Source organism: Rhodococcus sp. NS-SX18 (assembly GCF_057367935.1).
The window spans coordinates 3,082,198-3,099,801 of record NZ_CM170633.1 but is presented as its reverse complement, the minus strand read 5'-3'; the positions used below and the strand labels follow the sequence as shown (position 1 = coordinate 3,099,801).

Genomic DNA, 17,604 nt, shown 5'->3' with positions numbered 1-17,604 from the left:
CACCGGCAGCGCCCGGAGGGACGGTGCAAGCGGGGTGGTACCGCGGTTGCCGGCGCACAGTGCGCGGTGATCGTCCCCGTGCCGGACACGTCTAGGCACGAGGAGTCACGCTGTGACGAAGAGCACCCCCGACAGCCCGCAGGCCCCGGTCGCGCCGACCGGCAAGTACCCGCTCGTCGACTACGGGGTCGCCAAGGATTCGGGCGTCGACTTCCCCGGGCTCGAGGTGAAGGTCCTCGACCGGTGGGCGGAGGACGACACGTTCCGGGCGTCGGTGTCCAACCGCGACGGCGCCGACGAGTTCGTCTTCTACGACGGCCCGCCCTTCGCGAACGGTCTGCCGCACTACGGCCACCTGCTCACCGGCTACGTCAAGGACCTGATCCCGCGCTTCCAGACGATGCGCGGGAAGAAGGTCGAGCGGCGCTTCGGCTGGGACTGCCACGGTCTGCCCGCCGAGCTCGAGGCGGAGAAGCAGCTCGGGATCACGGACAAGTCCGAGATCGACACGATGGGGCTCGCCGAGTTCAACGCGTACTGCAAGACGTCGGTGCTGCGGTACACGGGGGAGTGGCGTGACTACGTCACCCGGCAGGCCCGCTGGGTGGACTTCGACAACGACTACAAGACCCTGGACCTGGACTTCATGGAGTCGGTCATGTGGGCCTTCAAGCAGCTCTACGACAAGGGCCTGATCTACCAGGGTTTCCGGGTGCTGCCCTATTCGTGGTACGAGCAGACCCCGCTGTCGAATCAGGAGACCCGCCTCGACGACGCGTACAAGATGCGCCAGGACCCGGCGGTGACCGTGGACATGGTGCTGCGCGCCCCCGGCTCCGAGCTCGACGGCGCGTGCGCGCTGATCTGGACCACCACGCCGTGGACCCTGCCGTCCAACCTTGCGATCGCGGTGCATCCCGACATCGAGTACATCGGCGTGCGCGGCGCCGACGGCAAGACCTACGTCCTCGCGCAGGACCGGGCCGGTCACTACGCGCGCGAACTCGGTGACGAACCCGAGGTGCTCGGCCGCTACTCTGGCGCCGACCTCGTGGGCCTGGCCTACGAGCCGCCGTTCGACTTCTTCGTGGGCCGCGAGAACGCCCACCGGATCCTCGCCGCCGACTACGTCACCACCGACTCCGGCACCGGAATCGTGCATTTGGCACCGGCTTTCGGTGAGGAAGACATGGAGTACTGCCAGCGCAACGGCATCGAACTGGTGCAGCCGCTCGATCCGGGCGGGAAGTTCACCGCGATGGTCCCGCCCTACGAGGGGCTGCAGGTCTTCGACGCCAACCCGGTGATCATCAAGGACCTCAAGGCCGCGGGAAAGCTGTTGCGGCACGAGACGATCGAGCACTCCTACCCGCACTCGTGGCGGTCCGGACAACCGCTGATCTACATGGCGGTGCCGTCGTGGTTCGTCGCCGTCACCCAGTTCCGGGACCGCATGGTGGAGCTGAACAAGCAGATCACCTGGGTGCCCGAGCACATCCGCGACGGACAGTTCGGCAAGTGGCTCGAAGGTGCCCGCGACTGGAACATCAGCCGGAACCGATACTGGGGCAGCCCGATTCCGGTGTGGGTCTCGGACGACCCGGCCTACCCGCGGATCGACGTCTACGGCTCCCTGGACGAGCTCGAACGCGACTTCGGGGTGCGCCCGGCCGACCTGCACCGGCCCATGATCGACGAGCTGACCCGCCCCAACCCCGACGACCCGACCGGAACGTCGACGATGCGCCGCGTCCCCGAGGTGCTGGACTGCTGGTTCGAGTCGGGCTCCATGCCGTTCGCGCAGGTGCACTACCCGTTCGAGAATCAAGGGTGGTTCGACTCCCACTACCCGGGCGACTTCATCGTCGAGTACAACGGCCAGACCCGCGGCTGGTTCTACACCCTGCACGTGCTGGCCACCGCGCTGTTCGACCGGCCCGCCTTCAAGACCGTCGCGGCGCACGGCATCGTGCTCGGTGACGACGGGCTGAAGATGAGCAAGTCCAAGGGCAACTACCCCGATGTCAACGAGGTCTTCGCCCGCGACGGCTCCGACGCCATGCGGTGGTTCCTGATGTCCTCGCCCATCCTGCGCGGCGGCAACCTCGTCGTCACCGAGCAGGGCATCCGCGAGGGTGTCCGGCAGGCGCTGCTGCCGCTGTGGAACGCATGGAGCTTCCTGCAGCTGTACGCCTCCGAGCCCGGCACGTGGCGCACCGACTCGCCGCACGTGCTCGACCGGTACATCCTGGCCAAGCTCGCCGCCACCCGCGACGCCGTCACCGACGCCCTCGAGGTGGTCGACATCGCCGGGGCCTGCGACGAGCTGCGCACCTTCAGCGACGCCCTCACCAACTGGTACGTGCGCCGCTCCCGCAGCCGGTTCTGGGACGAGGACGCCGACGCGATCGACACCCTGCACACCGTGCTCGAGGTCGTCAGCCGTCTGGCGGCTCCCCTGCTGCCGCTGGTCACCGAGGTGATCTGGCGGGGCCTGACCGGCGGTCGCTCGGTGCATCTGGCGGACTGGCCGGCCGCCGGGGAGCTGCCGGCCGACCCGGCCCTGGTCGAGTCGATGGACGAGGTCCGCGCGGTGTGCTCGACGGTGCTGTCGCTGCGCAAGGCCCAGAAGCTGCGCGTGCGGTTGCCGCTCCCGCAGGTCACCGTGGCCGCCCCCGACGCCCACCGGCTGCAGCCGTTTGCCGACCTCGTCCAGGACGAGGTGAACGTGAAGTCGGTCGAACTGACCGACGACGTCGATGTGCACGGCCGCTTCGAGCTGGTCGTCAACGCCCGGGCTGCCGGACCACGCCTCGGCAAGGATGTGCAGACGGTCATCAAGGCGGTCAAGGCGGGAGATTGGTCGGAGGCGGACGACGGCACCGTCACTGCCGCCGGTATCGCTCTGCTGCCGGAGGAGTACACGACGCGCCTGGTCGCGGCGGAGCCGGAGTCGACGGCCGCGCTGCCCGGCGGCGCCGGCCTGGTGGTGCTGGATTCCACGGTCACCGAGGAGCTCGAGGCCGAGGGCTGGGCGAAGGACCGGATCCGCGAACTGCAGGACGCGCGCCGCAACCTGGGCCTGGAGGTCTCGGACCGCATCGGCGTGGTGTTCGAGGTGCCGGCCGACCGCGCGGACTGGGCGGTGCGGCACCGCGACCTCATCGCCTCGGAGGTGCTGGCCACCAGCTTCGAACTGGCGCCCGCCGGCGACGGGGCGCTCGAGCTCGGCGAAGGGGTGCGTGCGGCGATCGTCAAGGCATGAGCGTGACCTCGGCGCGGGCACAGCCGCGACGACGGTTCCGCGACGGCGGTGCGGCCCCGATGTCGGTGCGAGGGGCGAAGATCTTCGTGTGCCCGACGTGGTGACTCGCAGCGGTCGACGCTGGGTCCTGCACCTGGACCTCGACGCGTTCTTCGCCTCGGCCGAGCAACTGACCCGGCCGACCCTTCGGGGCCGGCCGGTGCTCGTCGGCGGTCTCGGCGCGCGCGGCGTGGTCGCCGGGGCCAGTTACGAGGCCCGGGTCTTCGGGGCGCGGTCGGCGATGCCGATGAGCCGCGCACGCCGGCTGGTGGGGCCCGCGGCCGTGGTGCTGCCGCCGCGCGGCGTGCTCTACCAGACCCTCAGTCACACCGTGTTCGAGGTGCTGCGCGAACAGATCCCCGTGCTCGAGACGCTGTCGCTCGACGAGGCGTTCGCCGAGCCCGCCGAACTCGCCGGCGCCACGCACCGGGAGGTGGAGGCGTTCTGTGCGCGGCTGCGTGAACAGGTGCGGGACCGCACCGGTCTCGTCGCGTCCGTCGGCGCCGGCTCCGGCAAACAGATCGCCAAGATCGCCTCCGGCCTCGCCAAACCCGACGGAGCGCTGGTCGTGCGACCCGAGGAGGAGTTGGCACTGCTGCACGGTCTGCCCGTGCGCAAGCTGTGGGGGATCGGACCGGTGTCGGAGGAGCGGCTGCGCCGGCTGGGGATCGACACGATCGGGGACCTCGCGGCGCTCCCGGTCGCGGAGGCCGCGTCGATCCTGGGCGCGACGGTCGGTCCTGCGCTGCACCGGCTCGCCGGCGGCCACGACGACCGGCCGGTCGTCGAACGCGCCGACGCCAAGCAGGTCAGCGCCGAGACGACGTACCAGACCGACATCGTCACCCTCGCCGAACTGCGACGCGCCGTCGCCACCGCCGCGGCCGCGGCGCACCGCCGGCTGCGGCGAGACGGTCGCGCCGCCCGGACCGTCGTGCTCAAGTTGCGCAAGGCCGACATGAGCATCCTCACCCGCTCGTCGACGTTGCCGTACGCCACCGAGGACGTGGCGACGCTCACGGCGGCGGCGCAGCGCCTCGTGCTCGATCCGCTCGAGATCGGGGCGATCCGCCTCGTCGGTGTCGGCCTCGCCGGGTTGTCCAGCATCCGGCAGGACTCGCTCTTTCCCGAGCTCGAGCAGGCCCCGGAAGGCACGGTGGAGTCGTCGCCGCAGCTCCGGCCGGAGCGGGCTGCGCCGCCGACGGGACCGCGGTGGCGTCCCGGCACGGACGTGCGGCATCCGGAATTCGGGCACGGCTGGGTGCAGGGCGCCGGACACGGCGTGGTGACGGTCCGCTTCGAGACCCGCTCGACCGGACCGGGGGCGGCCCGCACCCTCGACGAGAACGATCCCGCGCTGGCCGAGGCCGATCCGCTCGCCGGACTGGGGTGAGTGCGCGTGCCCCCGCCGCTCTCACGGTCTTCTTACTACCGCCGGGTACGCTTACGGGCGATCCGCTGTCCCGGTGGAGCATCCGCTGCTGGATGAACCGAGCACGGTATCCGTGCACGATCGAGAACGAGAAGGACGAGAACTTGAAGCTTCGCAAGATCACTGTCGCCACGGTGGCTGTGGCCGCCGCCCTCACGATGTCCGCCTGCAGCTCGGACGACGGAGGTAGCTCGACCTCGACCTCGGCGAAGACCACCACCAGCACCACGACGGCCGTCGCGCAGTACCCGCCGGTGCCGACCGTCGAGGATCTCAACGCCATGCTGGCCAAGGCGTTCGACGAGACCGTCCCGGCCGAGGAGAAGGTGGACCTCGTGCAGGGCGCCGAGCAGGATCCGGCACTGATCGACCAGGTCGCCGCCGCCGCCAAGCAGGCCGGCGCGCAGATCACCGTCCTGGACGTCAACGACAACCAGAACGGCACGGTCACCGCCGGTATCGAGACCCTGCTGGCCGGTGCGCAGCAGCCCGCCGTCGGCACCGTCGACTTCGTCGCCGAGGACGGCGTGTGGAAGCTGTCGAAGAACAACGCCTGCGCCATCGTCGCGACGGCTCAGCTGCAGTCGCCTGCCTGCGCCTGACGAAGACCGACACGGCGGCCGGGGTGGAGATCCGCCCCGGCCGCCGTCGTCTCGGGTGAGCGCTCAGGACTGCCAGCGCACCCGGTCCACCAGACTCTGTGCCAGGCGCGTGGTGCCCGCGGGATCGCTGTAGGCCTGTTCGCCGCCCACCGCGAGATCCCCGGCGATCGGGAGAGGCCGGCCCAGGTCGATGGTCATCGTGCCCTCTCCGGTCATCTCGTACCGGTCGATGTTCAGCTGGCCGGACCCGTTCGGCAGAGCCCAGGTGGACTCTCGCGGGGTCTGCGTGATGCGCAGCTGCACGGTCAGGCGGTCGCCGTCCCGTTCGAGCAGGCGCGCGGTGGCGACCTGATCGAGCGCCATCCCGCTCATCACCTGCTGGTGGATCTCCCACACCGCACCCACGCCGATCTCCTCCTCGGGGAACGACACCATCCGGTACACGGCCTGGTAGAAGGCCTGTTCGATGGCGGAGCGGGCGATGTCCGCGGAGTCCGGGGTGGGGTCGAGCCGCAGCGCGCTCACCGCCCCGGACGGCGACATCGTCAGTCCCGCCTCGGAGCCCTCGGCGGGACCGAGCGCCGCGGCGAGGGCCGCGTCCGGCGACGTCGCATCGTCGATCCGCAGGTCCACCAGGCTGCTCGGCGAGGTGTCCGACACGGCTTCGCCCACCGTCGCGGTGAGGGGCAACGTCAGTTCGGGGGTGGAGAAGTCCTGCTCCGGCTGGTCACCGATCGACTGGAAGACCTGCGAGGACGTCGTGAGCGCCACCTGCTGGCTCGTGCCGGCGGGCGGGGTGAGTCGGATCCGGCTGCGTGGCTCGGCCCCCGGGTCCAGGACCACCGCGGTGACCGCGGCGACGGGCACCGTGACCTCCGTGGAGGTCGCCGTCGAGGCGGGAGCCGCGCCGTCGGCGGAGTTGCCGCACCCGGCGAGAAGGGTGGTCAGGGACAGGGCCACACCGAGGGAGCGGGCCCTCGGGCGGGCGAATCTGGGCAGCACAGGCACGCACCCCAGGGTAGCCACGGCGGGCGGGGTGGCCGCCGTGCTCCTCCGATGGGGGATGATGGCAGGGTGACCGACGACCCCACCGAGCACGATGCCCACCCCGACACCGTCGCGGAACCGAGTGCGTCGGCGACGGCCGACTCCCCGGAGAAGGACGCCCCTGTGCCGGTCCGGCGGCTGAGTGCGCTGCTCGCCCTCGCCGCGGTGATCTTCGGCCTCGACCTGCTCACGAAGATCCTCGCGGTCCACTACATCGACCCGGGCGACCCGATCTCCGTCGTGGGGGACACGGTGACGTTGACGCTGGTGCGCAACCCGGGTGCCGCCTTCTCCATGGCCACCGGCATGACGTGGCTGCTGACCCTCGTCGCGGTCGCCGTCGTGGTGGGGGTGGTCCGGATCGGCCGCACGCTGCGGTCGGGGTGGTGGGCCCTGGGACTCGGGCTCGTCCTCGGGGGAGCGCTGGGTAATCTGGTCGACCGGATCTTCCGGTCCCCGGGTCCGCTGCAGGGACATGTCGTCGACTTCGTGTCCGTCGGCTGGTGGCCGGTGTTCAACGTCGCCGATTCCGCCATCGTCTGCGGCGCGATCCTGCTCGTCGCGCTGACCGTCTTCGGCATCGAACCGGACGGCTCACGCAAGACCGACTCCGCCGGCAGCAGAAAGGAAGCACACCAGTGAGAGAAACCCGGGCGATGCCCGTCCCCGACGGGCTCGACGGGATGCGGGTCGACGCGGGTCTGGCACGGCTGCTCGGCCTGTCGCGCACGGCGATCGCCGCCCTGACCGAGGAGGGTGCCGTCCTGGTCGACGGCGCCGCGGCGGGAAAGTCGGACCGGCTGTCCGCCGGTTCGTGGCTCGAGGTGGAACTGCCCGAGCCGCCCCGTCCGCTGACCATCGAGGCGACCCCGGTCGAGGGCATGGAGATCCTCTACGCGGACGACGACATCGTCGCGGTGGACAAGCCCGTGGGCGTGGCGGCGCACGCGAGCGTCGGCTGGACCGGACCGACCGTGATCGGCGGCCTGGCCGCAGCGGGGTTCCGGATCTCCACCTCCGGCGCCCACGAACGGCAGGGCATCGTCCACCGCCTCGACGTGGGCACCTCCGGAGTGATGGTCGTCGCGACGTCCGAGCGCGCCTACACGGTGCTCAAGCGGTCGTTCAAGCAGCGCACCATCGACAAGCGCTACCACGCCCTCGTGCAGGGGCACCCCGATCCGAGCAGCGGCACGATCGACGCGCCGATCGGCCGGCACCGCAGCAGCGACTGGAAGTTCGCCGTCACCGCCGACGGCAAGCCCAGCATCACCCACTACGACACCGTCGAAGCCTTCCAGGCCGCGAGCCTGCTCGACATCCACCTCGAGACCGGCCGCACCCACCAGATCCGCGTGCACTTCTCGGCGCTGCGGCACCCCTGCTGCGGGGATCTGACCTACGGCGCCGACCCGCGCCTGGCGGAGCGGCTCGGCCTCGAACGCCAGTGGCTGCACGCCCGCTCGCTCGGGTTCGCGCACCCGGCCGACGGGCGCTGGATCGAGATCACCAGCAAATACCCGGCCGACCTCGAACACGCGCTCGCCGTGCTGCGCAGCGCCTGACCGTGCCGCGGTCGTTCCTGCCCGTGGCGGCGACAGCGGTGCTGGCGTCGGCGGTACTCGCGGCCGGACTGCTCACCCCGCCCCGGACGGCGACGGTGCGCACCGACACCCTCGGTCCGGACCACGGTGAGCCGGTTCCCAGCTACCTCGCGCGGGCCGCGGCGAGTCTCGACCCCGCCGGCGCCGACCCGCGCTGGGGTCTGGTGTCGTTCGCGCCGTCGGCGACGGTCGAACAGGTGGCGGAGTTGCCCGGGGACCCGCGGGTCGCGCAGGTGCTGTTCCGCGTGCCCATCGATCGGGTGCAGACCCCGCTGGTCGCGGTCGACGTGTCCGAGCACCCGGAGGCGCTGCGGCGCGCCCCGGCCGTCGCTGCGGGCCGGCTCCGGTCGGCGATGGGCAACGACCGGGCCGTGCGGGTCGCAGCCGCCTCGGCCGGGCGTCTCGCCGACGGATGCGCCTGCGTCGTCGGCGTCGTCGTCCGCGTCGCGCCGGCGGAGGCGTCCCGGCTCGCCGCGGCATCCGAGGTCCGGAGCGTGGAACTGCTGCCGCCGGACGCCGTCGCGGGGGCGTTCTCGGTGAACCCCCTGCTGCCCGAGCACGTCGACGTCGTCGCTCCGGGACCGGACGACGGCGAGCCCTGAGCCCGATCGGCGGGACAGGCGCGTCGCCACTGGGTACGGTGACGCCGTGGCACGGGTTCTGGGGTACCTGCTGGTGGCGCTGCTCGCCGCGGCCGGTCTGCTGTGGCCGCTGCTCGCCGGGCTCGACACCGGCGAGGCGTCCGAGGCGTCGGATCCGGCGCGGATCACGAACTACAGCGTCGACTACGCCGTCGACGCCGACGGCGGGCTCACCGCCACCGAATCCGTCACGGTCGCCTTCCCGGCCGACCGGCACGGCATCTTCCGGTACTGGGACGTCACCACGGGCGCCGACCCGCACGTGCGCCACATCCCCGAGATCGTCTCCGTCGAACGCGACGGCGCGCCCGAGCCGTACGAGACGAGCTGGGAGCAAGGCCGCCGATTCGTCGTCGCGAAGATCGGGAACCCCGACGTGTACCTGGAGCCGGGCACCCACACCTATCGCATCGAGTACACGACCGACGGGGTCCTCGACCCGCCGGGCGCGGCTTCCGGCACGTTCGACACGGCCGCCGGAACGGCGGCGCCGGTCGGATCGGTCTTCCACTGGAGCGTGGTCCCCGGCGGGTGGGAGATGGCCGTCGACCGGGCGGACATCACGGTGCGGCTGCCCGCGCCGTCGGGCGTGGTCGAATGTGCGGCGCCGGGCGCGACCTGCGTCCTCGGCGGGGCCGGCACCGACACCGTGTCCGTCGACGTGACCGGGCTCGCACCCCGCACCGCGGTGAACGTGCGCATCGGACTCGGGCTCGACGCTCCGGCCCGGAGCACGGTGCCCTGGTCGGTCGCCTGGGACCCGATAGTCGGACGGTCGCCGCCGATCGTGGCGCTGGTCGCGGGGCTGAGCCTGCTCGCGTTCGGGGTCGCCGCGCGATGGGCCTGGACGGCGCGCGAACCCGAGCCGGGGTTGCCGGTGCTGTACGCGCCGCCCGACGGTTTCGGGCCGGTGCAGACCGTCTACCTCGCCTCCGAACGCCCCGGACCTGCACCGCTCGCGGCCACGTTGCTGTACGCCGCCGAGGAGGGGCTGGTCGAATTGCGCCCCGGCGGGACCGGCAAGAAGTCCGAGGTGTGGGAGGTCCGGGGTATCGCCTCCGCGGACACGTGGGCGGCGACCGATCCGGTGACCCGGGCGGTCGGCGACGCGCTGCAGATCTCGTACCCGGGGGCGGTGCTGCGGGCCGACGGCTCGAAGTCGGCGGGGGAACGGCTGTCGAAGGCGACGACGGAGCTGGCGTCGCAGTGCCGGATCTGGGCCCGCAACGAGGGCCTGGTGGCCCCGTCCACGCGCGAGCGCCTCGGCAAGGCGGCGGTGGTGCTGGCGCTGGTGCTCGCGGTGGTCGGGTTCGCCGTGCCGGTCTGGCCGAGTATGTGGGGCCTGCCGGCGGCGGCGTTCGTATTCGGCGGATGGGAACTGCTGCGCCCGGAGGCTGGGACCCGGCGCACCGCGAAGGGCCGCGAGATGTGGTCGCGTGCCGGCGGGTTCCGGCGCATGCTCGTGACACCGTCGAGCGAGGACCGCTACCGGTTCTCGGCGGAACAGGACCTCTACACCCGCTACATTCCGCACGCGGTCGCCTTCGGCGTGGCCGAGAAGTGGGCGGAGAAGTACCGCACCGTCACCGGGACGGAGCCGCCGGTGCCGGCGTGGTACCCGTATCCGGTCGGAGTGCACGGATTCGCCTCCGGGGCCGGAGGATTCGACAGTTTCGAGTCGGCCCTGTCGTCGTCGATCAGTGCGTACACCGCGTCCCAGTCCTCGTCGTCGGGCGGCGGCGGCGGTGGCGGCGGTGGTGGTGGCGGCGGGGGCGGCGGCTCCTGGTGACCGAGTGGTGAACGAGACACCGGCGCGCCCGCACCGGTGCCGGGCAGCGGAAGGAGGGCGGTCCCATGGTGACCGCAGTCGTGATCGTCGTCGTGCTGGTGGTGGTGCTCGTTGCCGTGTTTGTGGTCGGGTTCAACCGGCTGCGCCGCGCCGACGTCCTGGCCCAGGAGGCCCTGGGCGGCATCGACGTGCAACTGAGCCGGCGCGCCGACCTGGTGCCGAATCTCGTGTCGACGGTGCGGGGTTACGCGGCGCACGAGAAGAGCGTGTTCGAGGAGGTCACCGCCGCACGCACCGCCGCGACGCGGGCCGCCTCCGGTGGCACGGTGGCGGAGAAGGCGCAGGCCGACGCGCGTCTCGAGAAGGCGGTGTTCGACGTGCTCGCCGTTGCCGAGAACTACCCGGACCTGAAGGCCTCGGCCAACTTCCTGGACCTGCAGCGTCAGCTGGGTGAGACCGAGGACCAGCTCGCCTTCGCCCGCCAGTACTACAACGACGCCGCAGGCCGGCTCAACACGTCGCTGAAGACCATCCCGTGGATGTTCTTCGCGGGCCCGGCGGGGGTGCGCGAGCGCGAGTTCTACACCGCCCCGGCGGGCACGGAACTGCCGCCGACCGTGTCGTTCTGACCGACCTGATCGACCCGGCGCGCCCCGGCGCATCCGCGCGCCCTACCGTTGACTGGTGAGCAGCACCGCATCGCGCCCCGACGCCGGCATCCTGTTCGGACTCGGCGCCTACCTGACGTGGGGAATGTTCCCCGCGTTCTTCGGCCTGCTCGAGCCCGCCGGAGCCGTGGAGATCCTCGCGCACCGGGTGCTGTGGACGCTGCTGGCGATGCTGCTGCTGCTCGCCGTCCTCGGCCGACTCGGTTCGCTGCGGGGGCTGGGGGTACGGGTGTGGGCGCTGGTCGCGGCGGCGTCCGCGGCCATCGCCGTCAACTGGGGCACCTACATCTACGGCGTGGTCTCGGGCCGGGTGGTCGAGACCGCGCTGGGCTACTTCGTCAACCCGCTGGTCAGCGTGCTGTTCGGGGTGCTGTTCTTCCGGGAGCGGCTGCGCCGCGCCCAGATCGCGGCGCTGCTCCTGGCGACCGCCGCGGTGGCGGTGATCACCGTGGATTACGGGCGGCCGCCGATCATCGCGCTCACCCTCGCCTTCTCGTTCGCCCTGTACGGGGTGATCAAGAAGGTCGTGCCGCTCGACCCGCGCACCTCGCTGACGGGGGAGGGCGTCGTCGCCGTGCCCTTCGCGGCGGGCTACCTGATCTTCCTCGCCGTCACCGGCACCGGTACGTTCCTCGGTCACGGCGCCGGGCACTCGCTGCTGCTCGTGTCGGCCGGGCTCGTCACGGCACTGCCGCTGCTGCTGTTCGGCGCGGCCGCCCAGCGGGTTCCCCTGGTGACCCTCGGCATGCTGCAGTACCTGACCCCGAGCCTGCAGATGGCGTGGGGTGTGCTGGTCCTGCACGAGGACATGCCCGCCTCCCGCTGGATCGGGTTCGGGCTGATCTGGATCGCGCTCGCGATCTTCACCGCCGACGCCGTGGCCCGGGGTCGCCGGGCCCGCGGGACGCTCGAGCCGGTCCCCTCGAGTGCACCGCAGTAACACCGGTCACGACACGCCGTCCGGGCCGGTGTGGCGGTCCGATCCCGTCGCCGCGGGGGCCTACACTCGGGGTGCTCACAGACCTTCCGGGAGAGGCACGCGTGGCTGACTCGTTCGTTCATCTGCACAACCACACCGAGTATTCGATGCTCGACGGAGCCGCAAAGGTCGGTCCCCTGTTCAAGGAGGCCGAGCGGCTGGGGATGACGGCGGTCGGGATGACCGACCACGGGAACATGTACGGCGCCAGCGAGTTCTACAACGTCGCCGAGAAGCAGGGCATCAAGCCGATCATCGGTATCGAGGCCTACATCGCGCCCGAGTCGCGGTTCAGCACCAAGCGCGTGCAGTGGGGCGATCCGAGCCAGAAGTCCGACGACGTCTCCGGCTCGGGCTCGTACACGCACATGACGATGGTCGCCGAGAACGCCACCGGGCTGCGCAATCTGTTCAAGCTGTCGTCGCTCGCGTCGATCGAGGGACAGCTCGGCAAGTGGGCCCGCATGGACGAGGATCTCATCGCCCACCACGCCGAGGGCATCATCGCCACCACCGGCTGCCCGTCCGGGGAGATCCAGACCAGGCTGCGGCTGGGCCACGAGCGTGAGGCGCTCGAGGCGGCCGCGAAGTGGCAGGAGATCTGGGGCAAGGACAACTTCTTCCTCGAACTCATGGACCACGGCCTGTCCATCGAGCGACGGGTCCGTGAGGGCCTGCTCGAGATCGGCCGCAAGCTCGACATCCCGCCGCTGGCGACCAACGACTGCCACTACGTCACCAAGGACGCCGCCGAGAACCACGAGGCCCTGCTGTGCATCCAGACCGGCAAGACGCTCTCGGATCCGACCCGCTTCAAGTTCGACGGTGACGGCTACTACCTCAAATCCGCCGCGGAGATGCGGGCACTGTGGGACGGCGAGGTGCCCGGCGCGTGCGACAACACGCTGCTGATCGCCGAGCGGGTCCAGTCCTACAAGGAGGTGTGGACGCACCGGGACCGGATGCCGATCTTCCCCGTCCCCGAGGGGCACACGCAGGCGACGTGGCTGCGCGAGGAGGTGCTGCGCGGGCTCGACCGGCGATTCCCGGACGGCGTGCCGCAGGAGTACCTCACCCGCGCCGAGTACGAGATCGGCGTCATCAACGAGATGGGCTTCCCGGCCTACTTCCTCGTCGTCGGTGACCTGATCACCCACGCTCGCGAGGTCGGCATCCGCGTCGGCCCCGGCCGCGGTTCGGCCGCGGGTTCCCTCGTCGCCTACGCGATGGGCATCACGAACATCGACCCGATCCCGCACGGTCTGCTGTTCGAGCGGTTCCTCAACCCCGAGCGCGTGTCCATGCCCGATATCGACATCGACTTCGACGACCGCCGCCGCGGTGAGATGGTGCGCTACGCCACCGAACGGTGGGGGGCCGACCGCGTGGCCCAGGTGATCACGTTCGGCACCATCAAGACCAAGGCCGCGATCAAGGACTCGGCCCGCGTGCAGTTCGGCCAGCCCGGATTCGCCATCGCCGATCAGATCACCAAGGCGCTGCCGCCGCCGATCATGGCCAAGGACATCCCGGTCTCGGGCATCACCGACCCGAACCACGAGCGGTACAAGGAGGCCGCCGAGGTCCGGGCGCTGATCGAGTCCAACCCGGACGTGAAGAAGATCTACGACACCGCGCTCGGCCTCGAGGGCCTGATCCGCAACGCGGGCGTGCACGCGTGCGCGGTGATCATGTCCTCCGAGCCGCTGATGGATGCCATCCCGCTGTGGAAGCGGGCGCAGGACGGCGCGATCATCACCGGTTGGGACTACCCGTCGTGCGAGGCCATCGGCCTGCTGAAGATGGACTTCCTCGGTCTGCGCAACCTCACCGTCATCGGCGACGCGATCGAGAACATCAAGAACAACCGCGGCATCGACCTCGACCTGGACACGCTGCCGCTCGAGGATCCACCCACGTACGAACTGCTGGCCCGCGGCGACACCCTGGGCGTGTTCCAGCTCGACGGCAGCGCGATGCGGGATCTGCTGCGCCGCATGCAGCCGACGGGGTTCGAGGACATCGTCGCCGTGCTCGCGCTGTACCGGCCCGGACCGATGGGCATGAACGCCCACAACGACTACGCCGACCGCAAGAACGGGCGGCAAGAGGTCAAGCCGATCCACCCCGAGCTCGAGGAACCGCTGAAGGACATCCTCGCCGACACCTACGGTCTGATCGTCTACCAGGAGCAGATCATGCAGATCGCTCAGAAGGTGGCCGGTTACTCCCTCGGACGAGCCGACATCCTGCGCCGCGCGATGGGCAAGAAGAAGGCCGAGGTCCTCGCCGCCGAGTTCGAGGGCTTCGAGGAGGGCATGCTCGCCAACGGCTTCTCCAAGCCGGCGATCAAGGCCCTGTGGGACACGATTCTGCCCTTCGCCGGGTACGCATTCAACAAGTCGCATGCCGCCGGGTACGGCCTGGTCTCCTTCTGGACGGCCTACCTCAAGGCCAACTACCCGGCCGAGTACATGGCGGGCCTGCTCACGTCGGTCGGCGACGACAAGGACAAGGCCGCGGTCTACCTGTCGGACTGCCGCAAGATGGGGATCACGGTGCTGCCGCCGGACGTCAACGAGTCGCGGGTGGACTTCGCGTCGGTGGGGGAGGACATCCGCTTCGGCCTCGGCGCGGTGCGCAACGTGGGCTCCAACGTCGTCGCGTCCATCATCCGCGCGCGGGAGGAGAAGAGCCGGTTCACCGACTTCTCCGACTACCTCAACAAGATCGACGCTCTCGCGTGCTCGAAGAAGGTCACCGAGTCACTGATCAAGGCCGGCGGTTTCGACTCGCTCGGCCATCCCCGCAAGGGCCTGATGCTGGTGCACGCCGACGCGATCGACGCGGTGATGGGCACCAAGAAGGCCGAGGCGATCGGGCAGTTCGACCTTTTCGGCGGCGCGGACGCCGACGAGTCGGTGGCCTCGGTGTTCAACGTGAAGATCCCCGAGGAGGAATGGGACACCAAGCACAAGCTCGCCCTCGAACGGGAGATGCTGGGCCTGTACGTGTCCGGGCATCCGCTCAACGGCGTCGAGCACGTCCTCGCCCAGCAGGCGGACACCGCGATCCCGACCATCCTCGAGGGCGCGATCAAGGACGGCGCCCAGGTCACCGTGGGCGGCATCCTGGCCTCGGTGAACCGCCGCATCAACAAGAACGGCCTGACGTGGGCGTCGGCCCAGCTCGAGGACCTCGCCGGCGGGATCGAGGTGCTGTTCTTCCCGCAGTCCTACTCCGTGTACGGCATGGACGTCGTCGAGGACTCCGTGGTGCTGGTCAAGGCCCGGGTGTCGGTCCGCGACGACCGGATCTCGTTGATCGCCAACGATCTCGCCGTACCCGACCTGTCTCAGGTGGGGGTGGCCAAGCCGCTGTCGGTGTCGATGCCCACCCGGTTGTGCACCCCCGACAAGGTGGGTGCGCTCAAGAGCGTGCTCACCCGGCACCCGGGTACCTCGGATGTGCACGTGCGGTTGGTCTCCGGCAGCAAGGTGACCGTGCTGAAGGTGGACGACAGCCTGCGGGTGGAGCCGTCGTCGGCCCTGATGGGTGATCTCAAAGCTCTGCTCGGGCCGGCCTGCCTGGCGATATAGGCCCTTCGGAGGCTCCGGCCTCTGCTGAAACCCAGGAGCATGGACCCGAAGCACGTCGACAATAGTGACCAATCAGGGTTTTACAGCATATGTACGTTGATAGAATTCTCTAACGGGAGGGACCATGGGGGAGCTTCGCTCAAGTTGGACTGCCGCTTTTAGTGCAATGAAAGAAAACTACAGGCTCACGAACGACTCGATTGGCGTATTCGCGCTCAATCTCCAATTTGGTCTCGATGATATTCAATCAATCGCTGGCGAATCGATTACTGGAGGCGGTGACGATAAAAAGTGTGATGTTCTATATGTAGACAAAGAGCGGCAGATTGCGGTCCTCGCTCAATGCTACGTATCGGACAAGTCAAGACCGTCGGCTCCCGCAAATAAAGCTTCTGATCTCAATACTGCAATTTCTTGGCTGTTGTCGGCCGACCAGGATGCCCTGCCAGACGGGCTGAAAGGTCGGGCGGACGAACTACGTTCAGCCGTCCGCGATGGAGAAATCCGTCAATTTTATATATGGTATGTTCATAATCTTCCAGCGTCCAAGAATGTGCAAGACGAAATGCGCGCAGTAGAAGTATCCGCCAGAAATGCGTTTAACGCATATGAGGGCGGGGCGGACATCAACATATTTGCCGAAGAGATTGGCGATAGCCAACTTGAGCGGATCTATACCCAGGCTGAGCGGACGGTGATTGTCACCGATGAATTCGAAACCTACGTGCCCGACGCAATAGAGATCGAGAGTGATGACTGGCGCTCGCTTGTTACAACCGTATCAGGAAAGTGGTTGCACGATCTCTACCATGAGTATCAGACGAATCTCTTCTCTGCCAACCTTCGAGGCTATCTGGGGTCCCGAGAGAGTGACTCCAATATAAATAATGGGATAAAGGCGACAGCTCAGGATCAGCCGCGCAACTTCTACGTATTTAACAACGGCGTGACGGCACTTGTTCTGGACTATGAGATTGGTCGTAAGGGGAGGCGCGGTCGAAGGCTGAGAATCACAGGAATATCGATTGTAAACGGTGCGCAAACCACCGGCTCTATAGGGAGCCTTGCTGAGGTTCCCTCTGAGCTTGAGGTGCCAATTCGGTTCGTAAAGGCGGACAAGGAATCGCTTATTGCGAATCTTGTTCGATTCAACAATTCGCAAAATCGTTTGCAAGCGGCTGACTTTCGAAGCACTGATCAGATCCAAGAGAGGTTGCGGTCGCAGTTTAAGGCGATTCCCGAAGCCGAATACGAAGGCGGCCGGCGCGGAGGCGCAAGCGATGCAATCAAGAGGAGTAAGTTCACGTTGCCGTCCTACACGGTGGGGCAGTCACTAGCGGCGTTTCATGGTGATCCAGTTACAGCTTACGACAAGAAATCAGAACTGTGGACTAAAGAAAAGAACTACCGGCAGATCTTTACTGACCGTACAACTGCAAGGCATGTCGTCTTCTGTTATTCTCTGCTCAGTTCGTTGAATGAAAGAAAGCTGGATCTGACTCAGAAGTCCAGAGGTGATGGTGGGCCGATGCAGGCAGCCGAACTTTCTCAGCTTGAGTTCTTGAACAAGAAGGGATCGACATATCTGCTGGTGCATGTAATCGCGCAGTGTATGGAAATATTCCTCGACCGGCCAATTGTCAACAAGTTCGATCTGCAGTTTGCTGAAAATGTTAGCCCGACTCAAGCGTCAGCGTTGTGGACGCCGATTATCGATCTCGTGCTGGCGCTATCGGGGCAGCTCGATCCGGCTTTTTCTCGCAACCGGATATCTAACGAGAGTATTACTAAAGCGGTGCCCAACTTCGTCGGCGTTATAAAGTCACTCGCTGGACTTCACAGTGAGACCTTTCGGCGCTTTTCCTCAGGTGTGCAGGTGGCGACGAATGACAACTTGTAGGTCCATATAGAAGGATTATATAAACGACCTCCGCATGCG

12 protein-coding genes are annotated in these 17,604 nt (G+C 68.4%); 11 read left to right on the top strand and 1 reads right to left on the bottom strand.

All coding sequences use genetic code 11. The features are described 5' to 3' along the window. The first annotated feature begins 112 nt into the window (after positions 1–112). From ileS to AC2IPW_RS14240, 3 genes are all read left to right on the top strand, one after another. Positions 113–3,265 (top strand): isoleucine--tRNA ligase, encoded by a 3,153-nt coding sequence (ileS, locus tag AC2IPW_RS14250; protein ID WP_486375081.1) that lies wholly within the window; start codon positions 113–115, stop codon positions 3,263–3,265. An 88-nt stretch (positions 3,266–3,353) separates the two neighbouring features. Then, entirely contained in the window at positions 3,354–4,697 is a 1,344-nt protein-coding gene (locus AC2IPW_RS14245; RefSeq protein WP_486375080.1) for a DNA polymerase IV, read from the top strand. A 143-nt stretch (positions 4,698–4,840) separates the two neighbouring features. Beyond that, positions 4,841–5,338: a WKL family lipoprotein gene (locus AC2IPW_RS14240; RefSeq protein WP_040783541.1), complete on the top strand. Its 498-nt coding sequence runs from the start codon at positions 4,841–4,843 to the stop codon at positions 5,336–5,338. Positions 5,339–5,401: 63 nt separating this feature from the next. Here AC2IPW_RS14240 and AC2IPW_RS14235 read toward each other — a convergent pair whose 3' ends face one another. Further along, the gene (locus AC2IPW_RS14235) at positions 5,402–6,346 is read right to left on the bottom strand and encodes a hypothetical protein (protein ID WP_486375079.1); all 945 of its coding nucleotides are present in this window, start codon (positions 6,344–6,346) and stop codon (positions 5,402–5,404) included. A 66-nt stretch (positions 6,347–6,412) separates the two neighbouring features. Here AC2IPW_RS14235 and lspA point away from each other — a divergent pair, with 66 nt between their 5' ends. The 8 genes from lspA to AC2IPW_RS14195 all read left to right on the top strand — a co-directional run bounded on the left by lspA (position 6,413) and on the right by AC2IPW_RS14195 (position 17,565). After that, on the top strand, positions 6,413–7,027 hold the full coding sequence (lspA, locus tag AC2IPW_RS14230) for a signal peptidase II (protein WP_486375078.1): 615 nt from the start codon (positions 6,413–6,415) through the stop codon (positions 7,025–7,027). Positions 7,028–7,041: 14 nt separating this feature from the next. Continuing rightward, on the top strand, positions 7,042–7,950 hold the full coding sequence (locus tag AC2IPW_RS14225) for an RluA family pseudouridine synthase (RefSeq protein ID WP_486377008.1): 909 nt from the start codon (positions 7,042–7,044) through the stop codon (positions 7,948–7,950). A 2-nt stretch (positions 7,951–7,952) separates the two neighbouring features. Next, positions 7,953–8,591: a hypothetical protein gene (locus AC2IPW_RS14220; protein WP_486375077.1), complete on the top strand. Its 639-nt coding sequence runs from the start codon at positions 7,953–7,955 to the stop codon at positions 8,589–8,591. 46 nt (positions 8,592–8,637) lie between these two features. After that, positions 8,638–10,419 (top strand): DUF2207 domain-containing protein, encoded by a 1,782-nt coding sequence (locus tag AC2IPW_RS14215; RefSeq protein WP_486375076.1) that lies wholly within the window; start codon positions 8,638–8,640, stop codon positions 10,417–10,419. A 65-nt stretch (positions 10,420–10,484) separates the two neighbouring features. Continuing rightward, positions 10,485–11,048: a LemA family protein gene (locus AC2IPW_RS14210; RefSeq protein WP_450121413.1), complete on the top strand. Its 564-nt coding sequence runs from the start codon at positions 10,485–10,487 to the stop codon at positions 11,046–11,048. 55 nt (positions 11,049–11,103) lie between these two features. Then, positions 11,104–12,027: an EamA family transporter RarD gene (gene rarD / locus AC2IPW_RS14205; protein WP_003938234.1), complete on the top strand. Its 924-nt coding sequence runs from the start codon at positions 11,104–11,106 to the stop codon at positions 12,025–12,027. 101 nt (positions 12,028–12,128) lie between these two features. After that, positions 12,129–15,665, top strand: coding sequence for a DNA polymerase III subunit alpha (gene dnaE, locus AC2IPW_RS14200; RefSeq protein WP_486375075.1), 3,537 nt, complete (start codon positions 12,129–12,131; stop codon positions 15,663–15,665). A 124-nt stretch (positions 15,666–15,789) separates the two neighbouring features. Then, positions 15,790–17,565, top strand: coding sequence for an AIPR family protein (locus tag AC2IPW_RS14195; protein ID WP_486375074.1), 1,776 nt, complete (start codon positions 15,790–15,792; stop codon positions 17,563–17,565). Positions 17,566–17,604 lie beyond the last annotated feature (39 nt).

Excerpts from the sequence above, each read along its gene's own strand:
- AC2IPW_RS14210 (WP_450121413.1), top strand. The coding sequence starts at position 10,485 with ATGGTGACCGCAGTCGTGATCGTCGTCGTGCTGGTGGTGGTGCTCGTT.
- AC2IPW_RS14225 (WP_486377008.1), top strand. The coding sequence starts at position 7,042 with ATGCCCGTCCCCGACGGGCTCGACGGGATGCGGGTCGACGCGGGTCTG.
- AC2IPW_RS14195 (WP_486375074.1), top strand. The coding sequence starts at position 15,790 with ATGGGGGAGCTTCGCTCAAGTTGGACTGCCGCTTTTAGTGCAATGAAA.